Raw genomic sequence first — 26,036 nt, forward strand, 5'->3', positions numbered from 1 at the left:
ACTCCTCAGTCCTGCTCGTGGACGATCACGCCGCGGATGTTCCTGCCGTCCCACATGTCCTGGTAGCCCTGGTTGACCTCGTCGAGCCGGTACGTGCGTGTGACCAGTTCGTCGAGTTTCAGGTGTCCCGACCGGTACAGGCCGAGCAGCCGGGGCACGTCGTGGAGCGGGTTGCAGCCGCCGAAGATGGCGCCCTGCACGCGCCGTTGGTAGCCGATGAGCGGGCCCGGGTGGGTGTGCAGGGAGCCGTTGCCGACGGCGGTCACCGTCACCTGTCCGCTCTTGCCGATGACGTCGACGGCGCGGGCGATCACCTCGTCGTCCAGGACACCGACCGTGATGATCGCGTGGTCGGCGAGCTCACCCCACGTGGTCTCCGCGACGTACTCGTGGGCCTCGGCGGCGTCGGCGAAGGTGCGGGTGGCGCCGAAGACCTCTGCCATCTCCCGCTTGAACGGCACCGGGTCGACCACGACGACGTTCTTGGCGCCCGCGTAGGCGGCCCCCTGCACGGCGTTGCTGCCGACGCCGCCCGCCCCGTACACGACGACGGTGTCCCCGGCCCGCACCCCGGCCGCGTGGACGGCGGATCCCCAGCCGGTGGGCACAGCGCAGCCGACCAGTGAGGCGACCTCGAACGGGATGTCGTCGGGGATGCGGATGCAGGAGAACTCGGAGACGACCGCGTACTGGGCGAAGGTGCCGAGGACGCACAGGCCGCCGAGGTCCTCGTCTCCCTCGTGGAAGCGGAAGGTGCCGTCGGCGAACTGGCCGGTCTGGGCGTACTTGCCCTCGTCGCACAGGTTCTGCCGGCCCGTCGAGCAGTAACGGCAGGAGCCGCAGGCCGGGATGAAGGAGCAGACGACGTGATCGCCGGCGGCGACCCGGGTCACCCCGTCCCCCACGGACTCGACGACGCCCGCGCCCTCGTGGCCGCCGACGACCGGGAGACGCATCGGTGAGGCACCCTTCTGGATGTGGTCGTCGGAGTGGCACAGGCCGGCCGCATGGAATCGGATGCGGACCTCGCCCGCGCGGGGCTCGTCCACCTCCACCTCGGTGATCTCCCACGGCTTGCCCGGCTCACGACAGACCGCGGCACGTGCGGTGATACTCATCGATGGACCCCCTCGTCCCGTTCGACCGGCTCGTGACGGCATCGCTGCCAAGAGTGCGGGCCGCCACGACACCCGGCCACCGGCCTTTCACCTCATGAAAGGGAGAGTGCGCGGCCCTGCGTCCGCTTCCTACGGTGCCGGACATGAACGTCTCCTTCGGCACCGTCTGGGAGGGTGTCGCCCGCGCCCTGCCCCACACCGTCGCCCTCTGCGAACCGGACCGGGAATTCACCTACGCCCAGTTCGAGAACCGCGCCGCCCGCCTCGCGGCCGCGCTCGCAGGAGCCGGTGTCGGCCCTGGCGACAAGGTCGCCTGCTACCTCTACAACGGGGCCGCCTACCTGGAGACGGTGTTCGCCGCCTTCAAGCTCGGCGCCGTCCCGGTCAACGTCAACTACCGTTACGGGCAGGATGAGTTGACATCCCTGCTCGTCGACGCGGACGCCGCCGCCCTGGTCTTCAGCGGATCCCTCGCCGGCCAGGTCACGCACGCCGCACGGCATGTCCCGGGCCTGCGGCTGCTCGTCAGGGCGGGGCAGGCACCGGCCGGCACACCGGGTCCGGACGATGCGCCCGAGTACGAGGAGCTCCTCGCCGCGACCGCGCCACGCCCCGCCGAGCCGCGCCCCGCTACGGACCGGCTCTTCATGTACACCGGGGGCACCACCGGCCGGCCGAAGGGTGTCATCTGGCAACTGTCGGACCTGCTGCACTGCTTGACCGTGCCGATCTTCCAGCCGGTGGGCGCCGACACCCCACCGGCGGACCTGGCCGAGGCCGTACGGATCGCCGAGTCCGCACACCACCGCGGCCTCTCCCCCACGACCATGCCGGCCGTCCCCCTCATGCACGCCACCGGCCTGTTCAACTCGATGGGCGCGCTGCTCACCGGCGGTCGCGTCGTCACCGCCCGCCCCGGCCGGCTCGACGCCGCCCACATCTGGCGGACCGTGGCCGACCGGCACGTCGGCCTGCTCATCGTCGCGGGCAACGCCGTCTGCCGCCCCCTGGTCGACGGGCTGCTCGCGGCCGAACACGCCGACTCCCCCTACGACTTGGCCTCACTGCGCCAGATCCTCAGCTCGGGCACGGCCCTCAGCGACGACCTCAAGCGCGCGCTGCACGAACGCACCGACGTGACGATCACGGACGCTATCGCCGCGAGCGAGGGCGGCCCGGTCGCCTTCGCCCGCACCGCGTCCACCGCCGACCTGCCCGCCCGCTTCTTCCCCGTCCCGGCGACGAAGGTGCTCCACGAGGACGGCACGGAGGTCGTACCCGGCAGCGGCGAGGCGGGCGTACTGGCGTACAGCGGACCGATGCCGCTCGGCTATCACAAGGCTCGCCCCGAGCAGAGCGCCACGGTGTTCCGCACGGTCGGTGGCGTTCGTCATGCGATCCCCGGCGATCTCGCGGTGGTGGAGGCGGACGGTTCGCTGAGGTTCCTCGGCCGCGGTTCGGGCGTCGTCAACACCGGTGGCGAGAAGGTGCATCCCCAGGAGGTCGAGGAGGTACTCCTCGCGCATCCCGCCATCACGGACGCGGCGATCGTGGGCGTCCCGGACGACACCTGGGGCGAACGCGTCGCCGCGGTGGTCGCGACGGACGACCCGGCGACCCTTGCCGAGCAGGAGGTACGGGACTGGGTGCGCGCCTCGCTGGCCGGCTACAAGGTGCCGCGCACCGTCGTCGTGCTCCGCCGGCTGCCGCGGACGCCGACGGGAAAGCTGGAGGTGGCGTGGGCGCGGCGAACCGTCGAGGCACATGTCGCGGACCGGTCCGGCCGACGCGACGGATGACGTAGCGGAGACCCGGACAAGTCTCCGCCGGGGTCCGGTCATTCGCGCGTTACCCCACCTCCCGCCGGTCCCTAACGTCGGTGCCGTCGCGCCCCCGGCGACCCGCGTCCCGGCCCAAAGCTCCGGCGCGGTCCGCCCCACCCACCGGAGGGTCCCACCCGCATGAGCACATTCGTCCTCCTCCACGGCGCCTGGCACGGCGGCTGGGCCTGGCAGCGCGTCGCACCCGCGCTGCGCGCCGCCGGGCACGAGGTGCACACTCCCACCCTCACAGGTCTCAGCGACCGCGCCCACCTCCTCACGCCGCAGGTCGGACTGTCCACGCATGTCCAGGACGTCGTCGCCCTGCTCGAGGCGTACGACGCACGGGACGTGATCCTGGTCGGGCACAGCTACGCGGGCCAGGTCGTCACGGGCGTCGCCGACCGCGTGCCGTCCCGCCTTGCCCGGCGCGTCCACCTCGACGCGTTCGTGGGCGACGACGGTGAAGCCGCCGTCGACCTGCTGCCTGAGGCGGTGGCCGGGCACTACCGCGAGTCGGTCGCGGGCCCCGGATTCGGCTGGCTCGTCCCCGTCCGGTCCCTCGAGAAGCTCGGTGTGAGCGACAAGGCCGACCTCGACTGGCTCACGCCCCGGCTCACCCCGCACCCCTGGCTGACGTACACCGAACCGCTCCACCTCACCGGCGGGGCCGACCAGGTGCCCGCCGCGTTCATCGAGTGCGTGGACTGGATGCGCGTCTTCACCGCGCAGGCCGAACGCGCCGCCGCCCGCGGCTGGCCGGTCCATGAACTCGCCACCGGCCACGAGGCTATGGTCACCGCGCCCGGTGAACTGGCCGCGCTGCTCCTGGACATCGCCGCCGCCTGAGCACCCCGGACGAAGCCCGAGCCCCCAAACGTAGAGGTCACCGTGGAATTCCTGGTCCGTACCGAGAACCTGCTGCCGAACGACACCCCGGAAGAGGTCCGCGAGGAGCTGCGCCGGGGCGAACGCGAGCGCGCGATGGAGCTGCGCGAGGCCGGCGTCCTGAAGCGGCTGTGGCGCGTGCCGGGGCGCAACGCCACCATCGGGCTCTACGAGGCCGATGACCCGGCCGCACTCCACGACGCCCTCACCTCGCTCCCCATGTGGAAGTGGATGGACGTCACCGTCGAGGCGCTCGCCACCCACCCACAGGAGAGGTGAAGCCGATGTCCGCCTCCAGACCGGCGCGCCGGACCGACGCCCGCAAGGCCCGCACGGTGGCCGTCGCCAGCTACATCGGCACCACCATCGAGTGGTACGACTTCTTCATCTACGGCATCGCGGCGACGCTCGTGTTCCGCAGCCAGTTCTTTCCCGCGTTCTCCGAACTCGGCGGCACACTCGCCTCGTTGGGCACCTTCGCCGTGGGCTTCGTCGCCCGTCCGCTCGGCGGCATCGTCATGGGGCACTTCGGCGACCGCGTCGGCCGCAAGTCCATGCTCGTCGTCTCCCTGCTCCTGATGGGCGTCGCGACGACCGCGATCGCCTTCGTCCCCACGTACGCGGCCGTCGGCGGCTGGGCGCCCGTGCTGCTCGTCCTGCTGCGGCTCGTGCAGGGCGTCGGGGTCGGCGGCGAGTGGGGCGGGGCCGTACTCATGGCCGTCGAGCACGCGCCGCCCGGCCGGCGTTCGCTGTACGGCTGTTTTCCGCAGCTCGGGCTGCCCTCGGGCATCATGCTGTCGCAGTTGGTGTTCCTCCTGCTCACTTCGGTGTTGCCGCAGGGGGCGTTCGTCGCCTGGGGCTGGCGCCTCGCGTTCCTCACCAGCGCGCTGCTGATCATCGTCGGCCTCGTCGTCCGGCTGCGTATCGAGGAGTCCGCGGACTTCACGCGGGTCCGCGCCTCGGGTGAGGTCGCCAGGCTGCCCGTGCTCGAGGTGTTCCGCCGCAGCCCGCTCCAACTGCTCGTCGGCAGCGTCATGTCGATCGCCGCGCCGGCCATCGGCTACCTGGCGTCCGTGTACATGGTCACCTACGGGACGGCCACGCTGAAGCTTCCGCAGACGACGATGCTGTGGATTCTGGTCGGCGTCAGCGCCTTCTGGTGCCTCATGGTGCTCGCCGGTGGCATCGCGGGCGACCGCCTCGCCCGTAAGCCCGTCTTCGTGTTCGGTGCCGCGCTCGGGGTGGTCTGGGCCTTCCCGCTGTTCTGGCTGATCGACACCGCCTCGGTGCCGCTCGTCGTCCTTTCCTTGTGCGTCATCACGGCGGGCAACGCGATCATGGGCGGCGTCCAGCCCGCGCTGATCACCGACATGTTCCCCGTTCACCTGCGCTACAGCGGCGCCTCGATCAGCTACATGGCCGCCTCGGTCGTCGGCGGCGGCGTCACTCCGCTCCTAGCGACGGCCCTGTACGCGGAGTTCGGCTCGTCGACCGCCGTCTCCGCGCTGATGGCGGCCGTCTGCCTGGTCAGTCTGGTCGCCATCGTGGCGGCCGGCCGGCGCACCCTTCAGGCGGGCGCCGCACATGACCCCACCGCTCACCGATCCACCGGAACACCTGAAGAGAGGCGAACCAACCGTGCGTAGACATCCATCCGCACGTCCGGCCCGGCGCCGGGCCCTCGCGCTGTCGACCGCGCTCATCGCCGGGTCGCTGCTCCCGCTGACGGCTCCGGCGGCGGCACAAGCGGCTGCGGCGGCACCGTCGGCTGCCGCACCGGTACGCACGTGCTCCGCCATGACCGGCGCCGCGCCCCCGCGCACCAACGTCCTCGACGCCACGCAGGACCCCGGCGACGCGCACACCCCGGCGTCCTGCCGGCTGACGCTGCGCGTGAGCGACCCGGCCGACACGGGCCGGGTGAAGGTCTGGCTGTACCTGCCTCTGGACACCTGGAACGGGCGTTTCCAGGCCGTGGGCGGTGGCGGCTTCAGCGGCGGCGACCCCGAGGACCTGATCGACCCGCTCCGGGCGGGATACGCCACCGCCGCGACCGACGCGGGACACACCGGCGCCACCGCCGACTTCGCGCTCGGCGACGACGGCAAGCTCAACTGGCCCGCCATCAGGGACTTCGGGCACGAGGGCGTCCAGGACATGACCACCACGGCGAAGGCCATGGTGAACAGCTTCTACGGGCGCGCCCCCGCGTACTCGTACTTCAACGGCTGCTCCACCGGCGGCCGTCAGGGCGTGATGGAGGCCCAGCGGCACCCGGACGAATACGACGGGATTCTCTCCGGGGCGCCGGTCATCAACTACCCGAAGATGCAGACCGGCCAGATGTGGGGCCAGACCGCGATGCTCGCGGACCACAACCCGGTCGCCCCCTGCAAGTTCGAGGCCGCGGTCAAGGCCGAGACCGCCGCGTGCGACACCGTCGGCGACGGGGTGCGCGACGGCGTCATCGGCGACCCGCGCGCCTGCCGGTTCGACCTGTCCACGCTCGTCGGCAAGAAGACGGACTGCGGCACCATCACCGCGGGCGACGTGGCGATCATGAAGAAGATCCGTCAGGGGCCGCGCCGCGAGAACGGCGACTTCCTCTGGTACGGGACCGTCCCCGGTGCGCCGTTCGCGGGCCTCAACGACACGGTGGAGAAGGACGGGAAACTCCAGGGCGCCCCGTTCCAGTACGACCTGTGGTGGTTCGGTCTCTTCCTCGCGCAGGACCGGTCCTGGGACTGGACCAAGCTCTCGTACCACTCATTCGAGAAGTACTTCGACCAGGCGATCGCGCAGTACAACGACGTGCTCGGCGCCGACGATCCCGACCTCACCGGTTACGCCCGCTCCGGCGGCAAGTTGCTGATGTGGCACGGCGAGGCCGACTTCGGGGTGCCGTTCCAGGGCACGGTCGACTACTACGACAAGGTCCGCGAGAAGCTCGGTCCGGCGCAGGCACGGCGGACGGCGCGGCTGTTCCTCGCGCCGGGCGTCGGACACTGCCGCGGCGGCGCGGGCGCTCAACTCACGGACCCGCTGGGCGCGTTGGTGAACTGGGTCGAACACGACAAGGCGCCACGGACCCTGGACGCGGCCGTCACCGACTCGGACGGAGACGTGACCGCGACGCGACCGGTCTGCCTCTACCCCGAGGTGGCCAGGTGGACGGGCCGCGGCAGCGCGTCCGACGGCTCCAACTACCGCTGCGCTCGCAGCCGTACGTAGCGCGCGGGGCGGCAGCTGTCCGTACGACAGCCGCCGCCCTGACGCTCATCAGGCGCGGTTGTCGAACAGCGCGAGGCCGGCGGCCGTGTTCGACGCGGGCACGTGGTACGCCGTGTGCACCGTGCGGACCCGCTCATTCAGCGCGCCCCGCATGATGAGCCACATGATCAGCTCGATGCCTTCCGCGCCGGCCGCCCGGATGTAGTCCTCGCGGCTGAGCGCGGCGAGCCTGTGCGGGTCCTTCTCGATGGCGTCGAGGAACATGTGGTCGAAGTCGGAGTTGATGAACCCGGCGCGCGCGCCCGCCAGTTGGTGGGACATGCCGCCCGTGCCGAGGATGCCGACCGTGCGGACCCCCTCGAATCCGGCGATGGCGCGGCCGAGGGCCTGCCCCAGGGCGTAGCAGCGCGCGGCCGTCGGCTGCGGGTACTGGATCACGTTGACCAGGAGCGGGATGACCGGGCAGGGCCAGGCGTCGCCCGGCTCGGGGGTCCAGACCGACAGCGGGACGGTGAAGCCGTGGTCGACGTCCAGTTCCTGGAAGACGGTGAGGTCGAAGCCCTCGTCCATCAGGTGCTCCAGGAGGTGGAAGGAGAAGGCCGGGTGGCCCTGGACGTCGGGCACCGGGCGGCGGCCGAAGCCCTCGTCGGCCACGCGGTAGCGCTCGGCGGTGCCGAGGGCGAAGGTGGGAACGATGTCCATGTCGACGCCGTTGGCATGGTCGTTGTAGACGAGGATCGCGACGTCCGGGGTGTGCTGCGCGAGCCAGGCCCTGGCGGGCGCGTAGCCCTCGAACAGCGGGGACCAGACCGGCTCCTTCGTCATGTCGCGGTCCATCGCCGCCCCGATGGAGGGCACGTGTGACGTGCCGAGCCCCCAGATCACCTCAGCCATCGCCGCGTCCTCCCGCCAGCATCGCCGCCTTGAACTCCGCCTCGGACATGCCGGTGAACACACCGCCGAGGTACTGCATCGACAGGCCGTCCATCATGGCGAGCTTGTAGATGTAGAAGATGCTGCCGCCGAGATCGAGCATCGCCTGCCAGTCGCGCCGCAGCACGGCGTCGGTCTGCGGGTCGGACAGCTCGAAGCGGCGGCAGCAGGCGGCCTCGTCGCCGAGGAAGTCCCGGCGCGCAGCTTCACTGCGCAGCGACATGAACAGCTTGTTCATGCTGTGGCCGCGACGGCTGGCGGGCCCGTCGAAGACATACGTCCCCGGCGGCTCCAGGCTGCTGTTGCTGTTACGGGTGCCGTTCATGGCGTGCTCCCTGGCTCAAGTCGTCTCCGAACCGTAGAGCGGGCGGGGCGCCCCACCATCGGCCGCCGGCCGCGTCATGGCTACGTCATTTGACCCGCCGCCCATGACCGGACCCGGCCGCCCCCGTCCCGCCATTCCCCGGTGCCGCACGCGCGGGGTGATCCCTAGCGTGAGGCCGACAACCGCAGCCAAGGACGGGTGAGCGATGAGCGCCAAGAACCTGCAGGACGTACTGGACCGGGCGGGCAGCACCGTCGAACTGCTCCGCAACTCCCAGCTCGGGGCGTACATCTATCCGGTCGTCCCGGCCGAGTTCACCAACTTCCGCCGCGAGGTGACCGCCTGGCAGGACACCGCGGTCCTGTTCGACCAGTCCCACCACATGACCAATCTGTGGGTCTCTGGGCCGGACGCCCTGAAGCTGTTCACGGACACCGGGATCAACAGCACCGCCAATTTCCCGGTCGACTCCGCCAAGCAGTTCGTGCCCGTGGCACCGGACGGCGGGGTCATCGGTGACGGCATCCTGTTCCGCCTGGCCGCCGAGGAGTTCGTGTTCGTGGGCCGCGCGCCGGTCGCCAATTGGCTGACGTACAACGCCTCCAAGGGCTACAACGTGGACATCCGCCAGGACGACCGCTCCCCCTCCCGCCCGTACGGCAAGCCGGTCACCCGTGATGTGTGGCGCTTCCAGATCCAGGGCCCGCGGGCCTGGGACGTCATCGAGAAGGTCAACGGCGGCCCGGTCGAGAAGGTGAAGTTCTTCCGGATGGGCCACATGAACATCGCCGGGGAGCAGGTCCGTACGCTGCGCCATGGCATGGCCGGTGCGCCGGGCCTGGAGATATGGGGTCCCTACGAGAGCTACGACAAGATCCGTGACGCCGTTCTGGAGGCGGGCCGCGAGTTCGGCCTGGAGCCGGCCGGTGCGCGCGCCTACTCCTGCAACACCCTGGAGTCGGGGTGGATCCCGTCGCCGCTGCCCGCCGTCTACACCGGCGAGGAACTGCGCCCGTACCGGGAGTGGCTCGGCGCGGACAGCTACGAGGCGTCCAACGCCTTGGCCGGCAGCTTCGTCTCGGACCGCATCGAGGACTACTACCTCAACCCGTGGGAGCTCGGCTACGGCAGCTTCGTGAAGTTCGACCACGACTTCGTGGGCCGCAGCGCCCTGGAGGCGATCGACCCGGCCGCCCAGCGACGCAAGGTCACCCTGGCGTGGAACACCGACGACGTGGCCACCCTGCTCGCCTCCCCCGTCCAAGAGGGGCCCGGCTACCAGTTCTTCGACCTGCCGAACGCCAACTACGGCTCGTCCAACTTCGACGACGTCCAAGACGCGGACGGCCACACCATCGGCCTGTCGATGTTCACCGGGTACAGCGCCAACGAACGCAAGGCGCTGTCCCTCGCGACCGTCAACCCCGATGTCCCGCTGGGCGCCGAGGTGAAGGTCGTCTGGGGTGAGCCGGACGGCGGTTCGCGCAAGACCACGGTGCAGCCGCACGAGCAGTTCGCGGTGCGGGCCGTGGTGAGCCCGGCGCCGTACACCGCGATGGCCCGCGACACGTACCGGCCGGGCTGGCGCAGGGCGGTGGCGCAGGCCTGACAGCCCGTCGGCTCAGGGCTGTTGAGGCACGAGCCCCTGGCGGACCGCGACGAGCGCCGCCTGGGTGCGCGAGGTCAGCTGGAGCTTGCGCAGCACATTGCTGACGTGGGTGCGGGCCGTGCGCTCGCTGATCACCAGCTCGTCCGCGATCTCCTGGTTGGAGCAGCCCTGGGCGACGAGGACGAGGACGTCCCGCTCGCGGCCGGTCAGGGCGCTCAGACCGGTCGGCGGCGAGACGAACTCCTGGGTCAGTCGGCGTGCCACCGCGGGGTGCAGGAAGACGTCGCCGCGGGCCGCCGCGCGGATCGCGGCGACGACCTCCTCCGGCTCGCTGTCCTTGAGCAGGTATCCCGACGCGCCGCCCGCGAGGGCGACATGCACCCGTTCCATCTCGCCGAAGCTCGTCAGGACGACCACTCTGACGTCCGGGTGGGTGCGGGTGATGTGTTCGGTCGCCGCGGCGCCGTCCATCTTCGGCATCAGCAGGTCGAGGAGGACGACGTCGGGCAGTTCGCCGTGTGCGGACATCTCCCGCAGCCGGTCGATGGCCTCCTGTCCGTTGGCGGCCTCGGCGGCCACCTGGAGATCGTCCAGTGCCTCCAGGTAGGCGCGGATGCCGCGACGTACCACCGCGTGGTCGTCGACGATCATCACGCGGATCGGTGCCCTGGTCATGTGGTCCTCGCGTCCTGCGCTGTTCACAGCTGTCCGTCCTCCGCTCGCTCGGTTCCGTGGTGTGCCGGGCCTTCGGGGCGGCCGGACAGGGCCCCGGGGCCCGAGGCCGGCAGCGGGACCGCCGCCCGGACCGACGTGCCGCCTTCCGGGCGGCGGCCGATGCGCACGGTGCCGCCCCAGCGCTCGGCCCGCTCGCGCATGCTGGTCAGCCCGTAGCCGCCGCGGGCCGGCAGCGCCTCCTCGTCGGCGGACACGGCCATGCCCGCGCCGTCGTCGGCGACCGTCACGGCGAGCGCGCGGTCCCGTACGCCCATGCGCAGCGTCACGTGGGTGGCCTCTGCGTGCTTGACGACGTTGTGGATGGCCTCGGCGACGATCCGGTAGACGTCCTCGGCCATCTCGGCCCCGACGGCCTCGATACCCGTGCCGGTGACGACGTCGAAGCGCAGGCTCGTGCGGTGGGCGGTGCTGTCCACGAGCGCGCGGACGGCCTCCTCGAGGCCGAGTTCGACGGACGAGGCGGGCCGCAGCTCGTGCACCATGGCCCGCAGGTCCGTCAGGACCGTCCGCGACAGGCCCCCGACCTCGTCGGCGATCCTCCGCACGCTCTGCGCGGGCACGGTTCCCGTCCGTGCGCCGAGCACCCCCATCGACTTGGCCTGCATCCCGATGGCGAACACCTGCTGCACGATCGAGTCGTGCAGGTCGCGGGCGAGGCGCTGGCGTTCGTCGCGCCGGGCCAGCTCACGCTCCTTGCGCAGCAGCGTCACATAGTCCACGGCGACGGCGGCCTGGTCGGCCATCGCGCCGAGGAACTCCAGGGTGCGCGGGCCGACGACCTGACCGGGGGCGAAATAGGCGTTCATGATGCCGGTGGCACGGCCGCGGATCATCAGCGGGACGCTGGCGAACCAGTCCCAGTCCAGCTCGCCCATGTGCGCGTGCAGCGGCTCCCACGCGGGGTCGGCCTGGATGGCCGCGCCACGGTCCGGTACGACGACGGGCTCCCTGCGCCGGAAGGCCTCGAGCATGCGCAGGGTGGCTCCGCGCTTGCGGCACTCCATGAGGTTGTCGAAGAAGTCCGGCTGGTGACTGAACCCGGCCGAGCCCATGATCTGCAGGCTGCTCCCGGACTCGTCGAGGGTGAGGATCTGCACCGCCGCCAGCATGTCGGCGCGCAGCACCTCGCGGGCGAGCGCGTCGAGGATCGTCGTGATCGAGCCTTCGGACGCGAGTTTCGCCGCGGTCCTGGCGATGGCGACCACGCGGCGCTGTCTGTGGTGCTCCGCGCTCACATCGCGGAACGCCACCACGGTACGGTCCCGGCTCCCCGGCAGTGGCTGGGTGCGGTAGGCGAACTCCCGGTGGATTCCGGGCTTCGGCGCCCAGGTGCACACCTGCTCCTGGGCGGCCGCGGCGTCGTCGAGGAGGGCCGGTGTGTCGGCGGCCGCGGTGCGGGCCAGGTCGAAGGGTGCGGCGCGGCCGACGAGTTCGTCGGCCGGGCAGGCGCACAGGGCCGCCGCGGCGTCGTTGAGTTGGGCGAAGCGCCCGCGAGCGTCGATCACGGCGAGTCCGTCGGGCGCGTGCCGCGCGACGTCGGCCCAGTCGACGGCTTCCCGGACTCGGCTGGACATACGGCCCTACCTCCCGGTCCCCGGCACTTCTGTGATCACCAGGATGCACACCGGAAACGTCCACGTCACCCCTGCCGAGGCGTACCGTTCGGAGCTGGGGCGGAACTACGTCGAATGTCCTGTGCCCGGTCGGGACCGATGTCCGGTGCCGGTGACCTCGCCGGTCCGGACCGGTGACCTCACTGGAAGACGACGGTCCGGTTGCCGCTGACGACGACGCGGTTCTCGCTGTGCCAGCGCACGGCGCGGGCCAGCGCGCGGGTCTCGGCCTCGCGACCGCGCGCGGCGAGTTGGCCGGGGCTCAGGGAGTGGTCGACGCGGACGAGTTCCTGCTCGATGATCGGCCCCTCATCCAGGTCCGGCGTCACGTAGTGGGCGGTCGCGCCGATGTACTTCACCCCGCGGGCGTGAGCCTGGTGGTAGGGCCTCGCGCCCTTGAAGCTCGGCAGCATCGAGTGGTGGATGTTGATGGCACGCCCCTCCAGCCGCTCGCACAGCTCCCGGGAGAGGATCTGCATGTAGCGGGCGAGGACTACCAGGTCGACCTGCTCCTCGCGCATCAGGTCGAGCAGCTCGGCCTCCGCCCGGGGCTTGGTGTCGTGGGTGACGGGGATGTGCCGGAACGGGACGCCGAAGTTGTCCGCGATACGGCCGAGTTCGGGATGGTTGGACACCACGGCGACGATGTCGAGGTTCAGCTCCCCGATCGAGCAGCGGAACAACAGATCGTTCAGACAGTGCGCGAACCTGCTCACCATGATGACCGCGCGCAGCCGCTGCTCGGCGTCGGTCAACCGCCAGGCCATGCCGAAGGCCCGGGCGATGGCATCGATCGGAGGGCGGAGCGCGTCGAGGTCGAGCGGGCTGCCGTCGATGTGCGCGAACTCGACGCGCAGGTAGAAGGTTCCGCTGGTGGAGCTGCCGAACTGTTGGCTCTGCACGATGGTGCACTTCTCGTGGGTGAGAAGTTCGGTGACGGCGTGCACGATGCCGGGCCGGTCCGGGCAGGACAGCAGCAGGACCGCGCGCGCCGCGCCGGTGGGCGGGTTCATGACGTCTCCTCGCAGAGTCGGGCCAGCCGGTTCTGGCGCCACGCCTCGGTGCTGTCCAGGTCGTTGAAGGTGAACACGTGGAAGCCGTACAGGTTGTTGTCGGCCTCGGCGAAGGCGGGCGAGAGACGCTCGACGAGCTTGCCTGGGCGGTAGCCGCCCGGGAGGAAGAACCGCCACAGCATGCTCTGCTGCTTCTTCAGGAATCTCGCCGACTGCCCGAGGCCGAGCCCGGCGGAGACCCGGATCAGCTTCTGCCGGCCGACCGCGCCCGGAATGCCGACCCTGATCGGGAGGCGGGTTCCGCGCACCCCCGCCCCGCACGCCCAGCGCACCGTCGTCCGCGCGTCGAAGCACAGCTGCGTGATGATCTCCGTCGCGTGCGGGGCCTTGGCCTCGAGGGACCGCTCGATCAGCTCGTCCCGGATGTTCCCGTGGCCCTCGGGGTAGCCGCCGATGCCGACGGATGTGAACGGGTGACCCAGGTTTCGCAGCCCCTCGAGCAGGCTCTGGGCGTCCGGGTAGGTCCCCGCGGGCTCGGCGGCGTCTCCTCCGATGACGAACAGCCGGTCGACCCCGGACTCCTGCAACTGCGCGACGACGTCGGCGAGATGTGCCTCGTCGCGCACCAGGCGGGCGGCGATGTGCGGGGCGACCCGGTAACCCTGCCGCGTGAGGCGGCCCGCCAGGTCGGTGGTCGGGCCGAGGCCCTTGGCCTCGGTGGTGGTCACGGTGAGCCCCACGTCCGTGGGAACGTGCGCGAGCACCTTGTCCTCGGCGTTCTTGAACGGCAGCACTTCGTAGGTGATGTCGCGCAGCGCGCCGGCCAGAGTGGCCTTCGCCGAGCGGGCGCGGGCCCCGGGCCGGGACTCCGCGCCCCGGGGGCTGACGACGGCCATCACGTGTTCCGGTGGCTGTCGCGGGCGGACGGTGCGTACGGCGCCGGACTCTCGGACGTCATGATCGGTGCAGAACCTTTCCTCGGGTGGCCGCGGCGCAGCACGCCCGCGGCAGCGGCGCCGCCGCGACCGCACCGCCGGATCCCGCTCGGGATCCACTGCGACGCTAGAAGCACCGGCCCCACCCGTGGACCACGCGGATGACCGGACCTGCGGCTGCCACCCGTCGCGCGGGCACCGGGACAAGTGACGTAGCCGCGGACTCGCACCCCCGCGTCGCCGCCCGTGGCACGGGGGTGCGGGGTGCGGGGCGCGTCTACTGCTGCCGGTCCGCTTCCTGGAGCAACGTAAGGAGATCGTCCAGCGCCGGGAGGGCGGCCTCCAGGGCATCGCGGCCGCGCGGGGTCAGGCGCTGGATCGCCTCGTTCAGCGCCGTCGTGCTGGCTCGGTCGTAGCGGTCGAGCATGTCGAGGGCGCGGGGCGTGGCGGTGAGCCTGGCGGTGCGCAGGTCCTTCGTCGAGGGGGTGCGCTCGACCAGGCCGCTCGCGGTCATGGTGCGGACGAGGTTGCTGACCGTGGAGGGGGCCACCCGCAGTCGCTCGGCGACGGCGCGCGGGGGGATCCCCTCCTCGTCGGCGCCGGCCAGGACGCGCAGCAGCTCGATCTGCGCCTCGGGGAGGTCGGGGAGTCCCACGCTCTGGCGGGACCGCAGGACCGCGCGGCGGAGCGGGCCGATGAGGCGGCCGAATTCGGTGGCGAGATCCGGCGGGGTGGCGGCGTGCTGCGGGGCGGGCGAGTCCATGGGATCCATTGTGACGGCTCAGTCGTTTTGCTCGCAAAACTATTTTGTGGCAAAATCAAATGCACGGACGCCACGACCCACCGGCGCCCCGAGTATCAGCAAGGAGCCGCACCCCATGACCGTCACCGACGCATTCGAGACCACCGTCGCCCAGCCCGTCCCGCCGCAGGACCTGTCCGGGATCGTCGGCCACCGCTTCATCTACACGTACGCCAACGGCTGGCAGTACGAGATGTACGTGAAGAACGACCACACCATCGACTACCGGATCCACACCGGCCACGTCGGCGGGCGCTGGGTGAAGGACCAGGAGGTCGACCTGGTCCAGCTCGACGACGACGTGTACAAGGTGTCCTGGACCGAGCCGACCGGCACGTCCGTCGCCGTCAACGTCCTGCCCGGCAAGCGCCGGCTGCACGGCGTCATCTTCTTCCCGGACTGGATCCGCGACCACGGCGAGCGGACCGTGCTCTTCCAGAACGAGCACCTCGACGAGATGCGCAAGTACCGCGACGAGGGCCCGACCTACCCGATCTACGTGGTCCCCGAGTTCGCGAAGATCACCTGCTACGAGTACGTCGGCGCCGACGACGACACCGTGGTCTCGGTGGCCCCCGGCGACCTCCCCAAGGGCTGGTCCGACCGCACGAACTGACCGCCATCGCGCGGGAGCGGTCGGGAAACCGCCGAACCCGACCGTCCGGAGCCGTCGTTCGGGTTTACTCGGCGACATGAATCATCCGACATCTCCAGCGCCCGGAGCGCCCGGCGCCGGCCTGATCACCGGCAGGACCGTGATGATCACGGGCGCGTCCAGCGGCATCGGCGCGGCCGCGGCGCGACTGTTCGCCTCCGAGGGGGCGGCCGTCGTCCTCATGGCACGCCGCGAGGACCAGCTCGCATCCCTCACCGAGGAGATCGGGAAGGCCGGCGGGCGGGCGGCCCACAGCGTCGGCGACGTGACGCGTCCCGAGGACGTCGAGCGCGCGGTCGCGACGGCCGTGGAACGCTTCGGCGGCCTCGACGGCGCCTTCAACAACGCCGGTTACGCCGGCTCTGCCTTCGGCCCGTTGCACGAACTGCCGGAGGACGACTTCGACCGGATCATGGACATCAACGTGCGCGGAACGTGGAACTGCCTGCGCCGCCAGATCCCCGTCATGCTGGCCGCCGGGCGCGGGGCGATCGTCAACACCTCCAGTTCGGCGGGCCTGATCGCCACCGGCGCGCCGACCCCGTACGTCGCGGCGAAGCACGCCGTCCTCGGGCTGACGAAGGCGGCGGCCGCCGAGTACGGAGCGCACGGCATCCGCGTCAACTCCCTTGTCGTAGGCACCACACGCACGGAAATGATCACCGCGGCGATGGAGGGCAACCCCGCACTGGAGGAGGCGTTCGTCGCACGCCAGATCCAGAAGCGGATGGCCGCGCCACAGGAGGTGGCGGAGGCGGCGCTGTGGTTGCTGAGCGACCGTTCGTCGTTCGCGACGGGTAGCCATGTGGCGGTGGACGGCGGCATCCTCGCCATCTGACGCCTCCCGAACGACGGGCGACGAACACCAACCACGCCGGACGCAGATCAGACGCCCGCCACCTCGTCCGGCGTGGCCGTGTCTCCGGTCGTCGCGCCTCCCGACCTGGCGCTTCCCGACCTCGCTCCCACGATCCGGAGCGCGATATCGCCGTACTGGTAGGCGAGTTCATCGACGGTGAACTCGCCACCCTCGTGGAACCAGCTGGCCACGCCGATCCCCATGTCCAGGATGGAGTAGGAGGCGACCTTGGCCGACCGTACGCGGAAGGCCCCTTCCGCCGCTCCGCGCTCGATGAGTTCACGGAAGCGGCGCTCGTACTCGCTGCGCCGGTCGAGCACCCGGTCCTGGTCGGCCCGCTCCAGGCTGCCGATCTCCCGGTTGCCGACGAACGCCTCCAGCCGATGGCGCGCGTGGTAGCGGACGTGCGCCTCCACGGCGCGGCGCAGCTGCTCGCTCACGCCGTCGGAACCCGCGACGGCCGCCGCGTTGTCCGCGATGAGCTGCTCCATCGTGCCGATCATGATCTCGACGAGCAACTCGTGCTTGGAGCCGACGTGTTTGTAGAGGCTCGGGCCGCGGATGCCGAGGGCCGCCCCGATGTCGTTCATCGTCGTGGCGCGGTAGCCCTGCTCGGCGAACAGGCGCAGAGCGGCCTGCCGGATCTCCGACCCGCGATCGGCCTTCGGCGGGCGCTGCGAGCGCGCCGGGCGGTGCGGCCGCTCGTGCCGCTTCTCGTCGGACACATTCATCGAACCGAACCCCCCGAAGCTAGCGATGGTTAGCTCGAACTCTAGGTTCTCGAACCCTGCGTTCTGCAGCTCTCTCAACAGGCAGCATATCCCGGCCTCTTGACAGGTCACCCCCTCCGATCATCTTATGGCTAACGAGTATTAGCCAAGATCAGGGGTGAGATGTGTCCATCAGCTTCGAGATCGACGAGAGGGTCGCCGACATCGCGCGGCGCACCACCGCGTTCGTCCGGGACGTGGTCGTCCCCGAGGAGCAGGCGTGCGACGGCAACGTCCACTCAGGCCCGGAGCCGTTGCGGCGGAAGCTGCAGGACGCCGCCAAGGAAGCCGGTGTGTTCGCCCCGCACGTCGGTGCGGAGTGGGGCGGGCTCGGGCTCGACATGCGCGAGCAGGCCGTGGTGTTCGAGGCTGCGGGGTACTCGCTGCTCGGGCCGCTCGCGCTCAACTGCGCCGCGCCCGACGAGGGCAATATGCATCTGCTCGAAGTGGTCGCCACCGAGCGGCAGAAGGAGCGGTATCTGCGCCCGCTGGCCGCCGGTGAGGTGCGCTCCTGCTTCGCGATGACCGAGCCCTCGCCTGGCGCCGGGTCCGATCCGCGCGCGCTCGCCACGACCGCGACGAGGACCGGTCGCGGCTGGCGGATCGACGGCCGCAAGTGGTTCATCAGCGGAGCCGACGGAGCCGCGTTCGCCATCTGCATGGCACGCACCAGCGGCGGGCCGGGCGACGCGGGCGGCGCGACGATGTTCCTCGTCGACACCGACAACCCCGGCATGAAGATCGTCCGGAATATCGACACCCTGGACCAGGGTCTGTTCGGCGGGCACAGCGAGGTCGAATTCGACGGCTGCGAGGTCGACGACGACGCCGTGCTCGGCGCGGTGGACGAGGGATTCGCGTACGCGCAGGTGCGGCTCGGGCCCGCCCGTATGACCCACTGCATGCGCTGGCTCGGGGTCGCGCGCCGGGCCCAGGACATCGCCCTGGAGCGTGCCGCGGACCGCTCGGCCTTCGGGAAGCCACTGGCCGAACTCGGCATGGTGCAGCAGCAGTTGGCCGACAGCGAGATCGACATCGAGACCAGCCGCGCGATCCTGTGGCGGGCCTGCTGGGAACTGGACCAGGGCCGGTCCGCCGCCCAGCACACCTCGATCGCGAAGACGTACGTCTCCGAGGCGGTCAACCGGGTGGTCGACCGGTCCGTGCAGATCTGCGGCGCGCTCGGCATCTCGGCGGACGCCCCGCTGTCGCGCCTCTACCGCGAGGTGCGCCCGTTCCGGATCTACGACGGTCCTTCCGAGACCCACCGTTGGGCGATCGCCAAGCGCGCGGTGCGGGCGGCGAAGAGGCGGAGCGGCGCCCTGTGACCGTGCCGTCCGACACACCTATCGAAGGAGAACGCGTGAAGGACCGTCTGGCCGGACAGATCGCCCTGGTCACCGGTGCGACCGGCGGTATCGGCGACGCCGTCGTGCGCCGCCTCGCCGCCGAGGGCGCCGCGGTGGCCGTGACCGATGTCGACGCCGACCGCTGCGCGTCCTTGACGAAGGAGCTGACGGGGGACGGGGCGCGGGCGATCGGCCTGGCGCTCGACGTCAGCGACGAGGACGCGTGGCGCGGCGCCGTCGAGCGTGTGACCGACGAGTTGGGCGCACTGACGTCGGTCGTCAACAACGCGGGCATCGCGGAGATGCGCACCGTGGAGACCGAGACCCAGGAGTCCTGGGACAAGGTCGTCTCGGTCACCCAGAAGGGTGTCTGGCTGGGCATGAAGCACGGCGGCCCCGCGATCGAACAATCCGGCGGCGGCTCGATCGTCAACGTCGCCTCGATCTTCGGCACGGTCGGCGGCTTCGGCAGCCAGTTCTCCTACCACGCGGCCAAGGGCGCGGTCCGGCTGATGACGAAGAACGCCGCACTGCACTGGGCGACGCGCGGCGTCCGCGTCAACTCGATCCACCCCGGCTTCATCGAGACACCGCTCTCGCGCGAACTGTGGGCGGGCACGCCGCGGCGCGCCGCGATGGTCGACGGCACCCCGATGGCGCGCCTCGGCCGGCCCGAGGAGGTCGCGGGCGCGGTGGCGTTCCTCGCGTCGGACGACGCGAGCTTCGTCACCGGCTCCGAGCTGTACGTGGACGGGGGCTGGACGGCGCGCTGAGACGCCGGACGGACGAGTGGGCGGGGAACGTCAACTGCCGCTCCCCGCCCACTCGTTGGACCGGTTTTCGTGGAAGAAGCGCTCGTCACCGCGTGCGCTGTTCACCCCACATCGCCCGCAGCTCCCCCTTGACCACCTTGCCGCCCGCGTTGCGCGGCAGCTGGTGGACGACACGGAGCTGCGTCGGCAACTTGTACGCCGCGAGCCGGCTCCGCGCCCAGGTCCGGATGCCGTCGATGGACAGGTCGGCGTCGGCGGTCCTGGGGACGACGACCGCGACCGGTGTCTCGCCCCAGTGTTCGTGGGGGACGCCGATGACACCTACCTCGGCGATGTCCGGGTGCGCGGCCAGGGCGTTCTCGACCTCGGCGCAGTAGATGTTCTCGCCGCCGGAGATGATCAGGTCCTTGAGGCGGTCCTTGATGTAGAGGAACCGCTCGTCGTCGAGGCAGCCGATGTCTCCGGTCCTGAACCACCCGTCGGGGGTGATCGCCGCCGCCGTCTCCTCGGCCCTGTTCAGGTAGCCGATCGTCAACTGCGGTGTCCGGAGCCAGATTTCACCGTCCGCGCCCGGTGTCACGTCCTCGCCCGTGTGCGGGTCGACGATGCGGCACTCGCAGGTGTCGAGGACCGCTCCGGCCGAACCGGGGTGCGGGTCGGCGTCCCCGTGCTTGCGGAGGGGTTCGATGGCGACGCCCGCGCAGGTCTCGGTCAGCCCGTACCCCTGCGAGAACCCGGTGTGCGGGAGCATGGCCATGGCCTGCTCGACGAGTGTGCTGCCGGAGGGCGCGGAGCCGTAGATGACCACCTCCAGAGTGCTCAGGTCGTACGCCGCCGCGGCGTTCTCGGCCACCAGGCGGGACAGTACGGTCGGCACCAGGACGGTGTGGGTGACACCGTGCTCCTCGACGGCCCCGCCCACGTCCGCGACGGAAGCGCCGGCCGGAACGACGAGCTCGCCGCCCATGTGCACACAGCACATGACCGAGCTCATGCCACTGACGTGGAACAGCGGCAGGCACGCCAGGAATGTCATGTCGGGGTGCATGCGCCAGCCCTTGGTGGCCTGTACGCAGGTGTGGGCGAGGTTGCGTTCGACGAGCTGGACGCCCTTCGGCGCGCCCGTGGTGCCGGTCGTGTAGAGGAGCAGGGCCACCGACTCCGGGCCGTGGTCCGGGTCGGGCGGGGTGTTCGGGTCGCCGTTGGCGTACCAGTCCTCGAAGGAGGCGGCCCGGTCGTGCCCCGGTCCGTCGAGCCAGACGACGCGTTGACGCGAGCCGACGAGGTGCGCGAACTCCCGCTCCGCGAAAACCAGTTGGGGTGCGCTGTCGGCGAGGACGGCCCGGGCCTCCGCCGCCTCAAGGCGCCAGTTCACGCAGACGAGGTGCGCGCCCGCCCAGGACGCGGCGTACACCAGCTGCACGTACGGCAGGCCGTTTCTCGCGATCACCGCGATCCGGGAGCCGTGGGCCGCGTCCTCCGCCTTCAGCCTGGAGGCGATGCGGGCGACGTCGTCCGCGAGTTCGGCATAGGTCCGGGTGCCTGTCGGGGCCGTGACGGCACGGTGGTCGGGGCGCTCGTGGCGGTGGCGGACCAGGGTTCCGGCCAAGGTGGTTCCGGCCAAGGTGGTTCCGGCCAAGGTGGTTCCGGCCGAGGACGTTCCGGCGGAAGCGCTTCCGGTCGAGGTCTCTCCGGCCGACACCGCCCCGGACGTGGCACGGCCCGTCATCGGACGCGCGTGTACTGGAGCACGCCGTCCACGGGCTCCGCCGCGACCCGTTCCCGCAGGACGAGGACGTCCATGTGCGCCGCCGTCTCGTTGACCGCGAGCATCTGGTTGAAGGCGCTGAGCTCCGCGAACGGCACCTCCCGGCGCGTCCATCCGAGCCCCCGCGCCACCGCGTGGGCGTCAAGTGTGTCGTCGCCGAGCGCCGCGATGCTCTTCGCCAGACGGTCGTCGTGGTGTGCGAGCAACTCGGTGACCCGGGCGTGGGCGCTGTCGGTGACCGGTCCGTGCGCGGGCAGCAGGCGGGTGTCGGGGTAGCGGGTCATCAGTTGCAGCGAATCCAGGTAGTCGGCGAGGGGCCTGCCGCCCGGCTCGGACAGTTCGAAGCCGATGGAGGGCGTGATGTGCGGCAGGACGTGGTCCCCGGAGAAGAGGAGCCCGCGCCGCTCGTCCCGGTAGACCACATGTCCCTTGGTGTGTCCGGGAGTCGGTACGGCCGTCAGTTCACCGGCGCCGAAGTGCAGGGTCCCCGCCTCGACCCACTGGTCGGGGGCCTCCCACACGTCCGGGTCGTAGCCGCCGTGGTCCATGGCCTCGACCCGGTCGGCCAGTTCACCGGCGCCGGCGCGGCGCAGTGTGTCGAGCGATCCGGCAGGTGAGTCGCTGGCCAGGCGGTGCAGCATCTCCAGGCCGGGGCGCTCGCCCGCGCCGAGGTAGACGCGCGAGCCGAACAGGCGGCGCAGCTCCACCGCCTGTGTGTAGTGGTCGCGGTGGATGTGGGTGGCCAGGATGTGGCTGATGTCGCCGAGGTCTCGGCCGATTCCGGCCAGCGCCTTCTCGAGCTGCTTGCGCGCCTCGGGGATCGCCCAGCCACCGTCGATCATGACGATGCCGCCGTCGTCGGTGAGATCCTCGAGGAGGTAGACGTTGACAGCGTGCAGGCCGTCGTTGGGCAGTGGCAGGGGAACGCGGTGCACCCCGGCCTCCACGGTCTGGACTCCGGCTTCGGCCCACGGGCCCTGGTCGAACCGCGCTGTCATGACTCTCCCTTGCTCGTGCGACTGCGTCCTGCTTGTGCGTGCGCCACTCAGTGGCTCGGGGCGGGCCGTCAGGCGTCGGCGCGCAGCCGGCCGGCCAGTTCCCGGGCCCCGCCCCGGTCGAGCTTGCCGACCTTTGTCTGTGGCAGTTCCCCGACGCTGTAGACGTACTCGGGCCACTTGGTCCTGGACAGGCCGACGCTCTTGAGGTGCCCGGTCACCTCGTCCAGGTCGATGCCCTCCCCGTCCTCGGTGACGACGAGCAGCGCCACGCGTTCTCCGAGCACCTCGTCGGGCACCGCCGCGACACACGCCCTCGCCACCCGCGGGTAGCTGGCGACCGCGCGCTCGATCTCGGTGATGTCGATGTTGCGGCCACCGCGGATGATGATGTCCTTCTCGCGGCCCATGATGCTGAGGGTGCCGTCCTCGTGGACCATGAGCAGGTCGCCGGTCGGGAAGTAGCCGTCCTCGGTGAGGACCGGAGGGTCGACGTGGCCGTCGCGGGCGTAGCCCAGGAACAGGGAGGGGCCGCGCACCTGCGCCGCGCCCGAGACACCCGGCCCGGCCGGCTGCCCGTCGGGCGTGAGCGCGCGTACGTCGGTGCCGGGGAAGGGGCGGCCGTCCCTGCCGAGCCGGATCTCCTCGGGCTCGTCGGGCCGCGGCGAGGTGTGGCCGAGGCACTCGGACATGCCGAACACGCGGAGGATCTTCGTACCCAGGGACTGCTCGGCGCGTGCGAGCGCGCCCCGGTCCATCGGGCCGCCGCCGACGGTGATCGCCCTGACGTTCTTGAGGACACCGGAGCCGGCCGCCTCGGCGCCCATCTGCAGTGCCATCGTCGGTACGCACATGGTCCAGCGGACCTCGGCGTCGGCCATCCGCCGCAGGGCGAGCGCCCGGTCCCACTTCGCGGTCAGGACGAGCGGGCCACCGAGCAGCAGCGCGAGATAGACACCGAAGCAGTACGCGGCGGTCGACGAAAGCGGCACGATCGCGGCGACCGCGTCGCCGGTCGAGAGGCCGTTGATGTATCCGGTGCTGGCGGCGGCGTAACGCAAGGCCTCCTCGGACTGCACCACACCCTTGGGCCGCCCCGTGGAGCCGGAGGTGAGTCCGATGAGGACGCCGCCCGACCAGCGCGTCACTTCCTGCTGCTCGTGCTCGGGCGCGGCCAGCAGCCTCCAGCCGTCAAGCACCGTGTCCGCCCGGCCGCCCGGCAGCAGCTCGGGCACCGCCCATTCCTCCACCGCCGATGGCTCTGCGATGACGAAGTCCGGCCGGATGTCCTCCCGTGCTGCGGCGAACTCGTCGCGCGTGGTGTGCCGGTTGACCACGGCGAGCACTCCACCGGTCAGGCCCACGGCCAGGCTCGCGGCGACGGTGCGCCACGAGTTGTCGGCCTGCAACATGACGGTCCCGCCCGCTCTCCCGGCCGTTGATGTCATCACCGCGGTCACGCGTGCGGCCTCGTCGAGCAGTTCGCGTGCCGTATGACTGCCCGCGTCGTCGATCACGGCGACGAAATCCGCCTGACCGGCCCTCTGTTGGAACCCCTGCACTACCTGTCGCATCCCGCTACCTCGCTGCGATGTGCCGATCTCCGGTGTACTGAACGCTGCTCCGATTGCTGCGCGGACGGCCTGCGTACGGCCGTGGGGGGCGGGCTCAACCCGTGAACATCTCCGCCTCGGTGCCCATCACGGCGATGCGGCGGCCCTTCATGTCGCCGACCTGGGCGACGGCTTCGGCCCACTCGGGGCTCTTGAGGGCCGTCTTCAGGTCCTCGGGGGAGTCGAAGCTGAGCACCGAGATACCGTCCCAGCCCTCGGAGCGCGGCTCCATCGCCATGTCGATCTCGGTGTGCCGCCAGGCGCGCAGTCCTGGCAGGCGGTAGGTCAGTTCGGCGTGGTCACCGCGCCACCACGTGATGAACTGCTCGTGCGTCCACTCGGGGGGCCGGGAAGCGAGCAGGACGAGGTTGTACATAACTGTCCTCCGTACATGGCCAGTTGGCGTGCCGTGGCCAGTTGCAAGATGAGTGAGTGAGTGCGTCACTGGATGAGCGCGTGAGTGGGTGAGTGGTCCAGGCCGAGCTGTCAGGAGAAGCGGATCTCGGACGATCGGCCGATCAGCAGGCGCTGAAGCCGGTGCTCGTCGTTCACCCGGCCGGCAGCGACGAAGCTCGCCTCCGGGACACCCGCGCGCCGCACCTCGCCCAGGAAGAGCTCGTCTTGTCCGGTGGTCGTCGCGGAGAGCCGGTGGTGGGTGCGCGTCCCCCTCTCACGCTGTTCGAGATAGCCCACGAGGGCCTCGCGGCCGCCGGCGAAGTCGGTGGCCTTGCCGTCGCCGGTGGAGAACAGGATGGAGAGCGCGAAGTCGTCGCTGATCAAGTCCAGGATCTTGGACGGCTCGTCACCGTCGAGGATCTCGAACCACGCGGTGAGGAAGGGCGCCTCGATCGAGGTGTCGGTCATGCCTGCCGTGTCTGTCATGCCCTGCTCCCTTCGGCCCGGACCTGGCCGGCCCAGTCGACCAGTTCGAACGAGGTGGTGAAGAAGGACTGGTAGCGCGCCAGGAGCCCGTCGGGCGAGATCACCGCGGCGGACAGGAACGAGCCGACGTACTGTCCGGCCTCCGTCACCACGCCGTACACGGTCTCGAGGTCCCCGTCCCGGCTGTAGCGCACGATCTCGTGCGACCGGTCGACGGGATTCCGCCCTGCGATGTAGGAGGCGAAGTCCTCCCGGCTGCTGCCCTTGGCCTCCTTGCCGGGCAGGGCGATGAGGAAACGGAAGTCGGGTTCGAGCAGGTCCAGGGTCCGCTCGGGATGCGGACTGTCCATGCTGCTCAGATATGCACGCAACGACATGGGTGAGATCCTTCAGCTCGCGGCGTCCGGAGAGGGCCGGGCGCCGGCGACGGCGCGCACCGAACCCCTCCCCTTAGATCAACTTGAGTCAAATTCAATTCAGTTCGGATGCTAATCCTGCCGAAACACGCCTGGCAAGAGGCCGTCATGGAGTGATCTCGGCGGTGACGCGACACGGGGAGACGGACAGCACTGTGCCCCCTGGCGGAATCCGCCAGGGGGCACAGGTTGCCGCGTTCAGGACTGCTCGGACCTCACGGCCTCACGTCTCACGCCTCACGGCCTCACGGCCTCACGTCGCGACCATCCGCACGCAGGCACCTTCGATCAGTTCGCCGATCTCCGACAGCGGCGTCGCTCCCGACGGCCGGTACCACCGCCACACGCTGACGATCAGACCGAGCACACTCGCGCCGAGGAGCTGCGCGTCGCGCAGCGGAAAGGCGCCCTGCGACATCCCCTTCACCAGCAGGTTCGTCCAGTCCCGCTCGACGACCTGGACGAGCTGGCGCGCCGCGACGCGCTCGGCCTCCTCGCGCTTGGACTTGCGCGGGCCCGACAGCAGATCCATGTGGTTCTGGAGGATCCGCATCTGCAGGACCTCCTGCTCGGAGACGTCGTACGCGGTCCGGACCGCGGCCCGCAGCGCCTCCACCGGCTCGGCCTTGTCCGCGGTCGCCTCGGCGAACCGCTCGTGCGAGCGCTCCAGTTCGAGCCGCATGATCGTGAGCAGGCAGTGCGTCTTCGACTCGAAGTAGTGGTACAGCGCCGTCTGCCCGATGCCGACGCGCTCCGCCACGGTCGACCATTTGGTGGCCTCGAAACCGGTCTCGCCGAAGCAGTCCACGGCCGCCGTCAGAATGGCCGCGCGCTTGGATCTCGGCCCTGCCTCCGGTTCAACGATCTTCGTCATGACTCTCTCCATGGCCGTCACTCAGCGTGTCCGTGTACCCGAGCGTAACCCCAAGCTGAA

At 70.7% G+C, this 26,036-nt stretch carries 26 protein-coding genes; 10 read left to right on the top strand and 16 right to left on the bottom strand.

The window, feature by feature from the left end; translation table 11 throughout:
- Positions 1 to 5: 5 nt before the first annotated feature.
- Positions 6 to 1,118, bottom strand: a complete 1,113-nt coding sequence (locus tag ACP4E5_RS08160; RefSeq protein ID WP_425826413.1) for an NDMA-dependent alcohol dehydrogenase — start codon at positions 1,116 to 1,118, stop codon at positions 6 to 8.
- Between the two features lie 143 nt (positions 1,119 to 1,261).
- Here ACP4E5_RS08160 and ACP4E5_RS08165 point away from each other — a divergent pair, with 143 nt between their 5' ends.
- The 5 genes from ACP4E5_RS08165 (at position 1,262) to ACP4E5_RS08185 (ending at position 7,057) form a co-directional block, all read left to right on the top strand.
- Positions 1,262 to 2,917, top strand: coding sequence for an AMP-binding protein (locus ACP4E5_RS08165; RefSeq protein ID WP_425826415.1), 1,656 nt, complete (start codon positions 1,262 to 1,264; stop codon positions 2,915 to 2,917).
- A gap of 162 nt (positions 2,918 to 3,079) precedes the next feature.
- On the top strand, positions 3,080 to 3,787 hold the full coding sequence (locus tag ACP4E5_RS08170; RefSeq protein ID WP_425826417.1) for an alpha/beta fold hydrolase: 708 nt from the start codon (positions 3,080 to 3,082) through the stop codon (positions 3,785 to 3,787).
- A gap of 42 nt (positions 3,788 to 3,829) precedes the next feature.
- Entirely contained in the window at positions 3,830 to 4,105 is a 276-nt protein-coding gene (locus ACP4E5_RS08175; protein WP_425826419.1) for a muconolactone Delta-isomerase family protein, read from the top strand.
- 5 nt (positions 4,106 to 4,110) lie between these two features.
- Positions 4,111 to 5,472 carry an MFS transporter gene (locus tag ACP4E5_RS08180; RefSeq protein ID WP_425826421.1) on the top strand — a complete coding sequence of 454 codons (1,362 nt, stop codon included), beginning with the start codon at positions 4,111 to 4,113 and terminating at the stop codon, positions 5,470 to 5,472.
- Positions 5,465 to 7,057, top strand: a complete 1,593-nt coding sequence (locus tag ACP4E5_RS08185) for a tannase/feruloyl esterase family alpha/beta hydrolase (protein WP_425826423.1) — start codon at positions 5,465 to 5,467, stop codon at positions 7,055 to 7,057. The genes ACP4E5_RS08180 and ACP4E5_RS08185 overlap by 8 nt, the downstream gene beginning before the upstream one ends.
- Before the next feature lie 48 nt (positions 7,058 to 7,105).
- On the opposite strand, the gene ACP4E5_RS08190 is transcribed toward ACP4E5_RS08185, so the two are convergent.
- A complete protein-coding gene (locus tag ACP4E5_RS08190) occupies positions 7,106 to 7,951 on the bottom strand; it encodes a class III extradiol dioxygenase subunit beta (protein WP_425826425.1) in 846 nt (281 codons plus the stop codon).
- On the bottom strand, positions 7,944 to 8,315 hold the full coding sequence (locus tag ACP4E5_RS08195; protein WP_425826427.1) for a protocatechuate 3,4-dioxygenase: 372 nt from the start codon (positions 8,313 to 8,315) through the stop codon (positions 7,944 to 7,946). Before ACP4E5_RS08195 ends, ACP4E5_RS08190 begins: the two co-directional genes overlap by 8 nt.
- 205 nt (positions 8,316 to 8,520) lie before the next feature.
- Here ACP4E5_RS08195 and ligM point away from each other — a divergent pair, with 205 nt between their 5' ends.
- Positions 8,521 to 9,924 (top strand): vanillate/3-O-methylgallate O-demethylase, encoded by a 1,404-nt coding sequence (ligM, locus tag ACP4E5_RS08200; RefSeq protein ID WP_425826429.1) that lies wholly within the window; start codon positions 8,521 to 8,523, stop codon positions 9,922 to 9,924.
- A gap of 12 nt (positions 9,925 to 9,936) precedes the next feature.
- Here ligM and ACP4E5_RS08205 read toward each other — a convergent pair whose 3' ends face one another.
- The 5 genes from ACP4E5_RS08205 to ACP4E5_RS08225 form a co-directional block, all read right to left on the bottom strand.
- Positions 9,937 to 10,599: a response regulator gene (locus ACP4E5_RS08205; RefSeq protein ID WP_425826431.1), complete on the bottom strand. Its 663-nt coding sequence runs from the start codon at positions 10,597 to 10,599 to the stop codon at positions 9,937 to 9,939.
- Positions 10,600 to 10,622: 23 nt separating this feature from the next.
- Positions 10,623 to 12,233 carry a GAF domain-containing sensor histidine kinase gene (locus tag ACP4E5_RS08210; protein WP_425826433.1) on the bottom strand — a complete coding sequence of 537 codons (1,611 nt, stop codon included), beginning with the start codon at positions 12,231 to 12,233 and terminating at the stop codon, positions 10,623 to 10,625.
- 179 nt (positions 12,234 to 12,412) lie between these two features.
- A complete protein-coding gene (gene purU / locus ACP4E5_RS08215; protein ID WP_425826435.1) occupies positions 12,413 to 13,285 on the bottom strand; it encodes a formyltetrahydrofolate deformylase in 873 nt (290 codons plus the stop codon).
- Positions 13,282 to 14,181 (bottom strand): methylenetetrahydrofolate reductase, encoded by a 900-nt coding sequence (locus ACP4E5_RS08220; RefSeq protein WP_425826437.1) that lies wholly within the window; start codon positions 14,179 to 14,181, stop codon positions 13,282 to 13,284. The genes purU and ACP4E5_RS08220 overlap by 4 nt, the downstream gene beginning before the upstream one ends.
- A 316-nt stretch (positions 14,182 to 14,497) precedes the next feature.
- Complete coding sequence (locus ACP4E5_RS08225; protein WP_425826439.1) at positions 14,498 to 14,983, bottom strand: MarR family winged helix-turn-helix transcriptional regulator; 486 nt, start codon at positions 14,981 to 14,983, stop codon at positions 14,498 to 14,500.
- A gap of 115 nt (positions 14,984 to 15,098) precedes the next feature.
- Between ACP4E5_RS08225 and ACP4E5_RS08230 the strand changes: the two genes are divergently transcribed.
- Entirely contained in the window at positions 15,099 to 15,638 is a 540-nt protein-coding gene (locus ACP4E5_RS08230) for a phenolic acid decarboxylase (protein WP_425826441.1), read from the top strand.
- 76 nt (positions 15,639 to 15,714) lie between these two features.
- Positions 15,715 to 16,515: an SDR family NAD(P)-dependent oxidoreductase gene (locus ACP4E5_RS08235; protein ID WP_425826443.1), complete on the top strand. Its 801-nt coding sequence runs from the start codon at positions 15,715 to 15,717 to the stop codon at positions 16,513 to 16,515.
- A 47-nt stretch (positions 16,516 to 16,562) separates the two neighbouring features.
- On the opposite strand, the gene ACP4E5_RS08240 is transcribed toward ACP4E5_RS08235, so the two are convergent.
- Complete coding sequence (locus ACP4E5_RS08240; protein ID WP_425826445.1) at positions 16,563 to 17,267, bottom strand: TetR/AcrR family transcriptional regulator; 705 nt, start codon at positions 17,265 to 17,267, stop codon at positions 16,563 to 16,565.
- Positions 17,268 to 17,431: 164 nt separating this feature from the next.
- Between ACP4E5_RS08240 and ACP4E5_RS08245 the strand changes: the two genes are divergently transcribed.
- A complete protein-coding gene (locus ACP4E5_RS08245; protein WP_425826447.1) occupies positions 17,432 to 18,634 on the top strand; it encodes an acyl-CoA dehydrogenase family protein in 1,203 nt (400 codons plus the stop codon).
- A gap of 35 nt (positions 18,635 to 18,669) precedes the next feature.
- Positions 18,670 to 19,428, top strand: a complete 759-nt coding sequence (locus ACP4E5_RS08250; RefSeq protein ID WP_425826449.1) for an SDR family NAD(P)-dependent oxidoreductase — start codon at positions 18,670 to 18,672, stop codon at positions 19,426 to 19,428.
- An 85-nt stretch (positions 19,429 to 19,513) separates the two neighbouring features.
- Here ACP4E5_RS08250 and ACP4E5_RS08255 read toward each other — a convergent pair whose 3' ends face one another.
- The 7 genes from ACP4E5_RS08255 to ACP4E5_RS08285 all read right to left on the bottom strand — a co-directional run bounded on the left by ACP4E5_RS08255 (position 19,514) and on the right by ACP4E5_RS08285 (position 25,976).
- The gene (locus tag ACP4E5_RS08255; RefSeq protein WP_425826451.1) at positions 19,514 to 21,052 is read right to left on the bottom strand and encodes a class I adenylate-forming enzyme family protein; all 1,539 of its coding nucleotides are present in this window, start codon (positions 21,050 to 21,052) and stop codon (positions 19,514 to 19,516) included.
- Between the two features lie 101 nt (positions 21,053 to 21,153).
- A complete protein-coding gene (locus ACP4E5_RS08260; protein WP_425826454.1) occupies positions 21,154 to 22,194 on the bottom strand; it encodes an MBL fold metallo-hydrolase in 1,041 nt (346 codons plus the stop codon).
- A gap of 68 nt (positions 22,195 to 22,262) precedes the next feature.
- Positions 22,263 to 23,765 (bottom strand): class I adenylate-forming enzyme family protein, encoded by a 1,503-nt coding sequence (locus ACP4E5_RS08265; protein WP_425826455.1) that lies wholly within the window; start codon positions 23,763 to 23,765, stop codon positions 22,263 to 22,265.
- Positions 23,766 to 23,859: 94 nt separating this feature from the next.
- Complete coding sequence (locus ACP4E5_RS08270) at positions 23,860 to 24,180, bottom strand: EthD domain-containing protein (RefSeq protein ID WP_425826457.1); 321 nt, start codon at positions 24,178 to 24,180, stop codon at positions 23,860 to 23,862.
- Between the two features lie 110 nt (positions 24,181 to 24,290).
- Positions 24,291 to 24,668, bottom strand: coding sequence for a hypothetical protein (locus ACP4E5_RS08275; protein ID WP_425841142.1), 378 nt, complete (start codon positions 24,666 to 24,668; stop codon positions 24,291 to 24,293).
- A 14-nt stretch (positions 24,669 to 24,682) separates the two neighbouring features.
- Positions 24,683 to 25,063 (bottom strand): nuclear transport factor 2 family protein, encoded by a 381-nt coding sequence (locus ACP4E5_RS08280; RefSeq protein ID WP_425826459.1) that lies wholly within the window; start codon positions 25,061 to 25,063, stop codon positions 24,683 to 24,685.
- Positions 25,064 to 25,355: 292 nt separating this feature from the next.
- Positions 25,356 to 25,976, bottom strand: coding sequence for a TetR/AcrR family transcriptional regulator (locus ACP4E5_RS08285; protein WP_425826461.1), 621 nt, complete (start codon positions 25,974 to 25,976; stop codon positions 25,356 to 25,358).
- Between the last annotated feature and the right edge of the window lie 60 nt (positions 25,977 to 26,036).

Source organism: Streptomyces fractus (genome assembly GCF_049844455.1).
Classification (GTDB): Bacteria; Actinomycetota; Actinomycetes; order Streptomycetales; family Streptomycetaceae; genus Streptomyces; species Streptomyces fractus.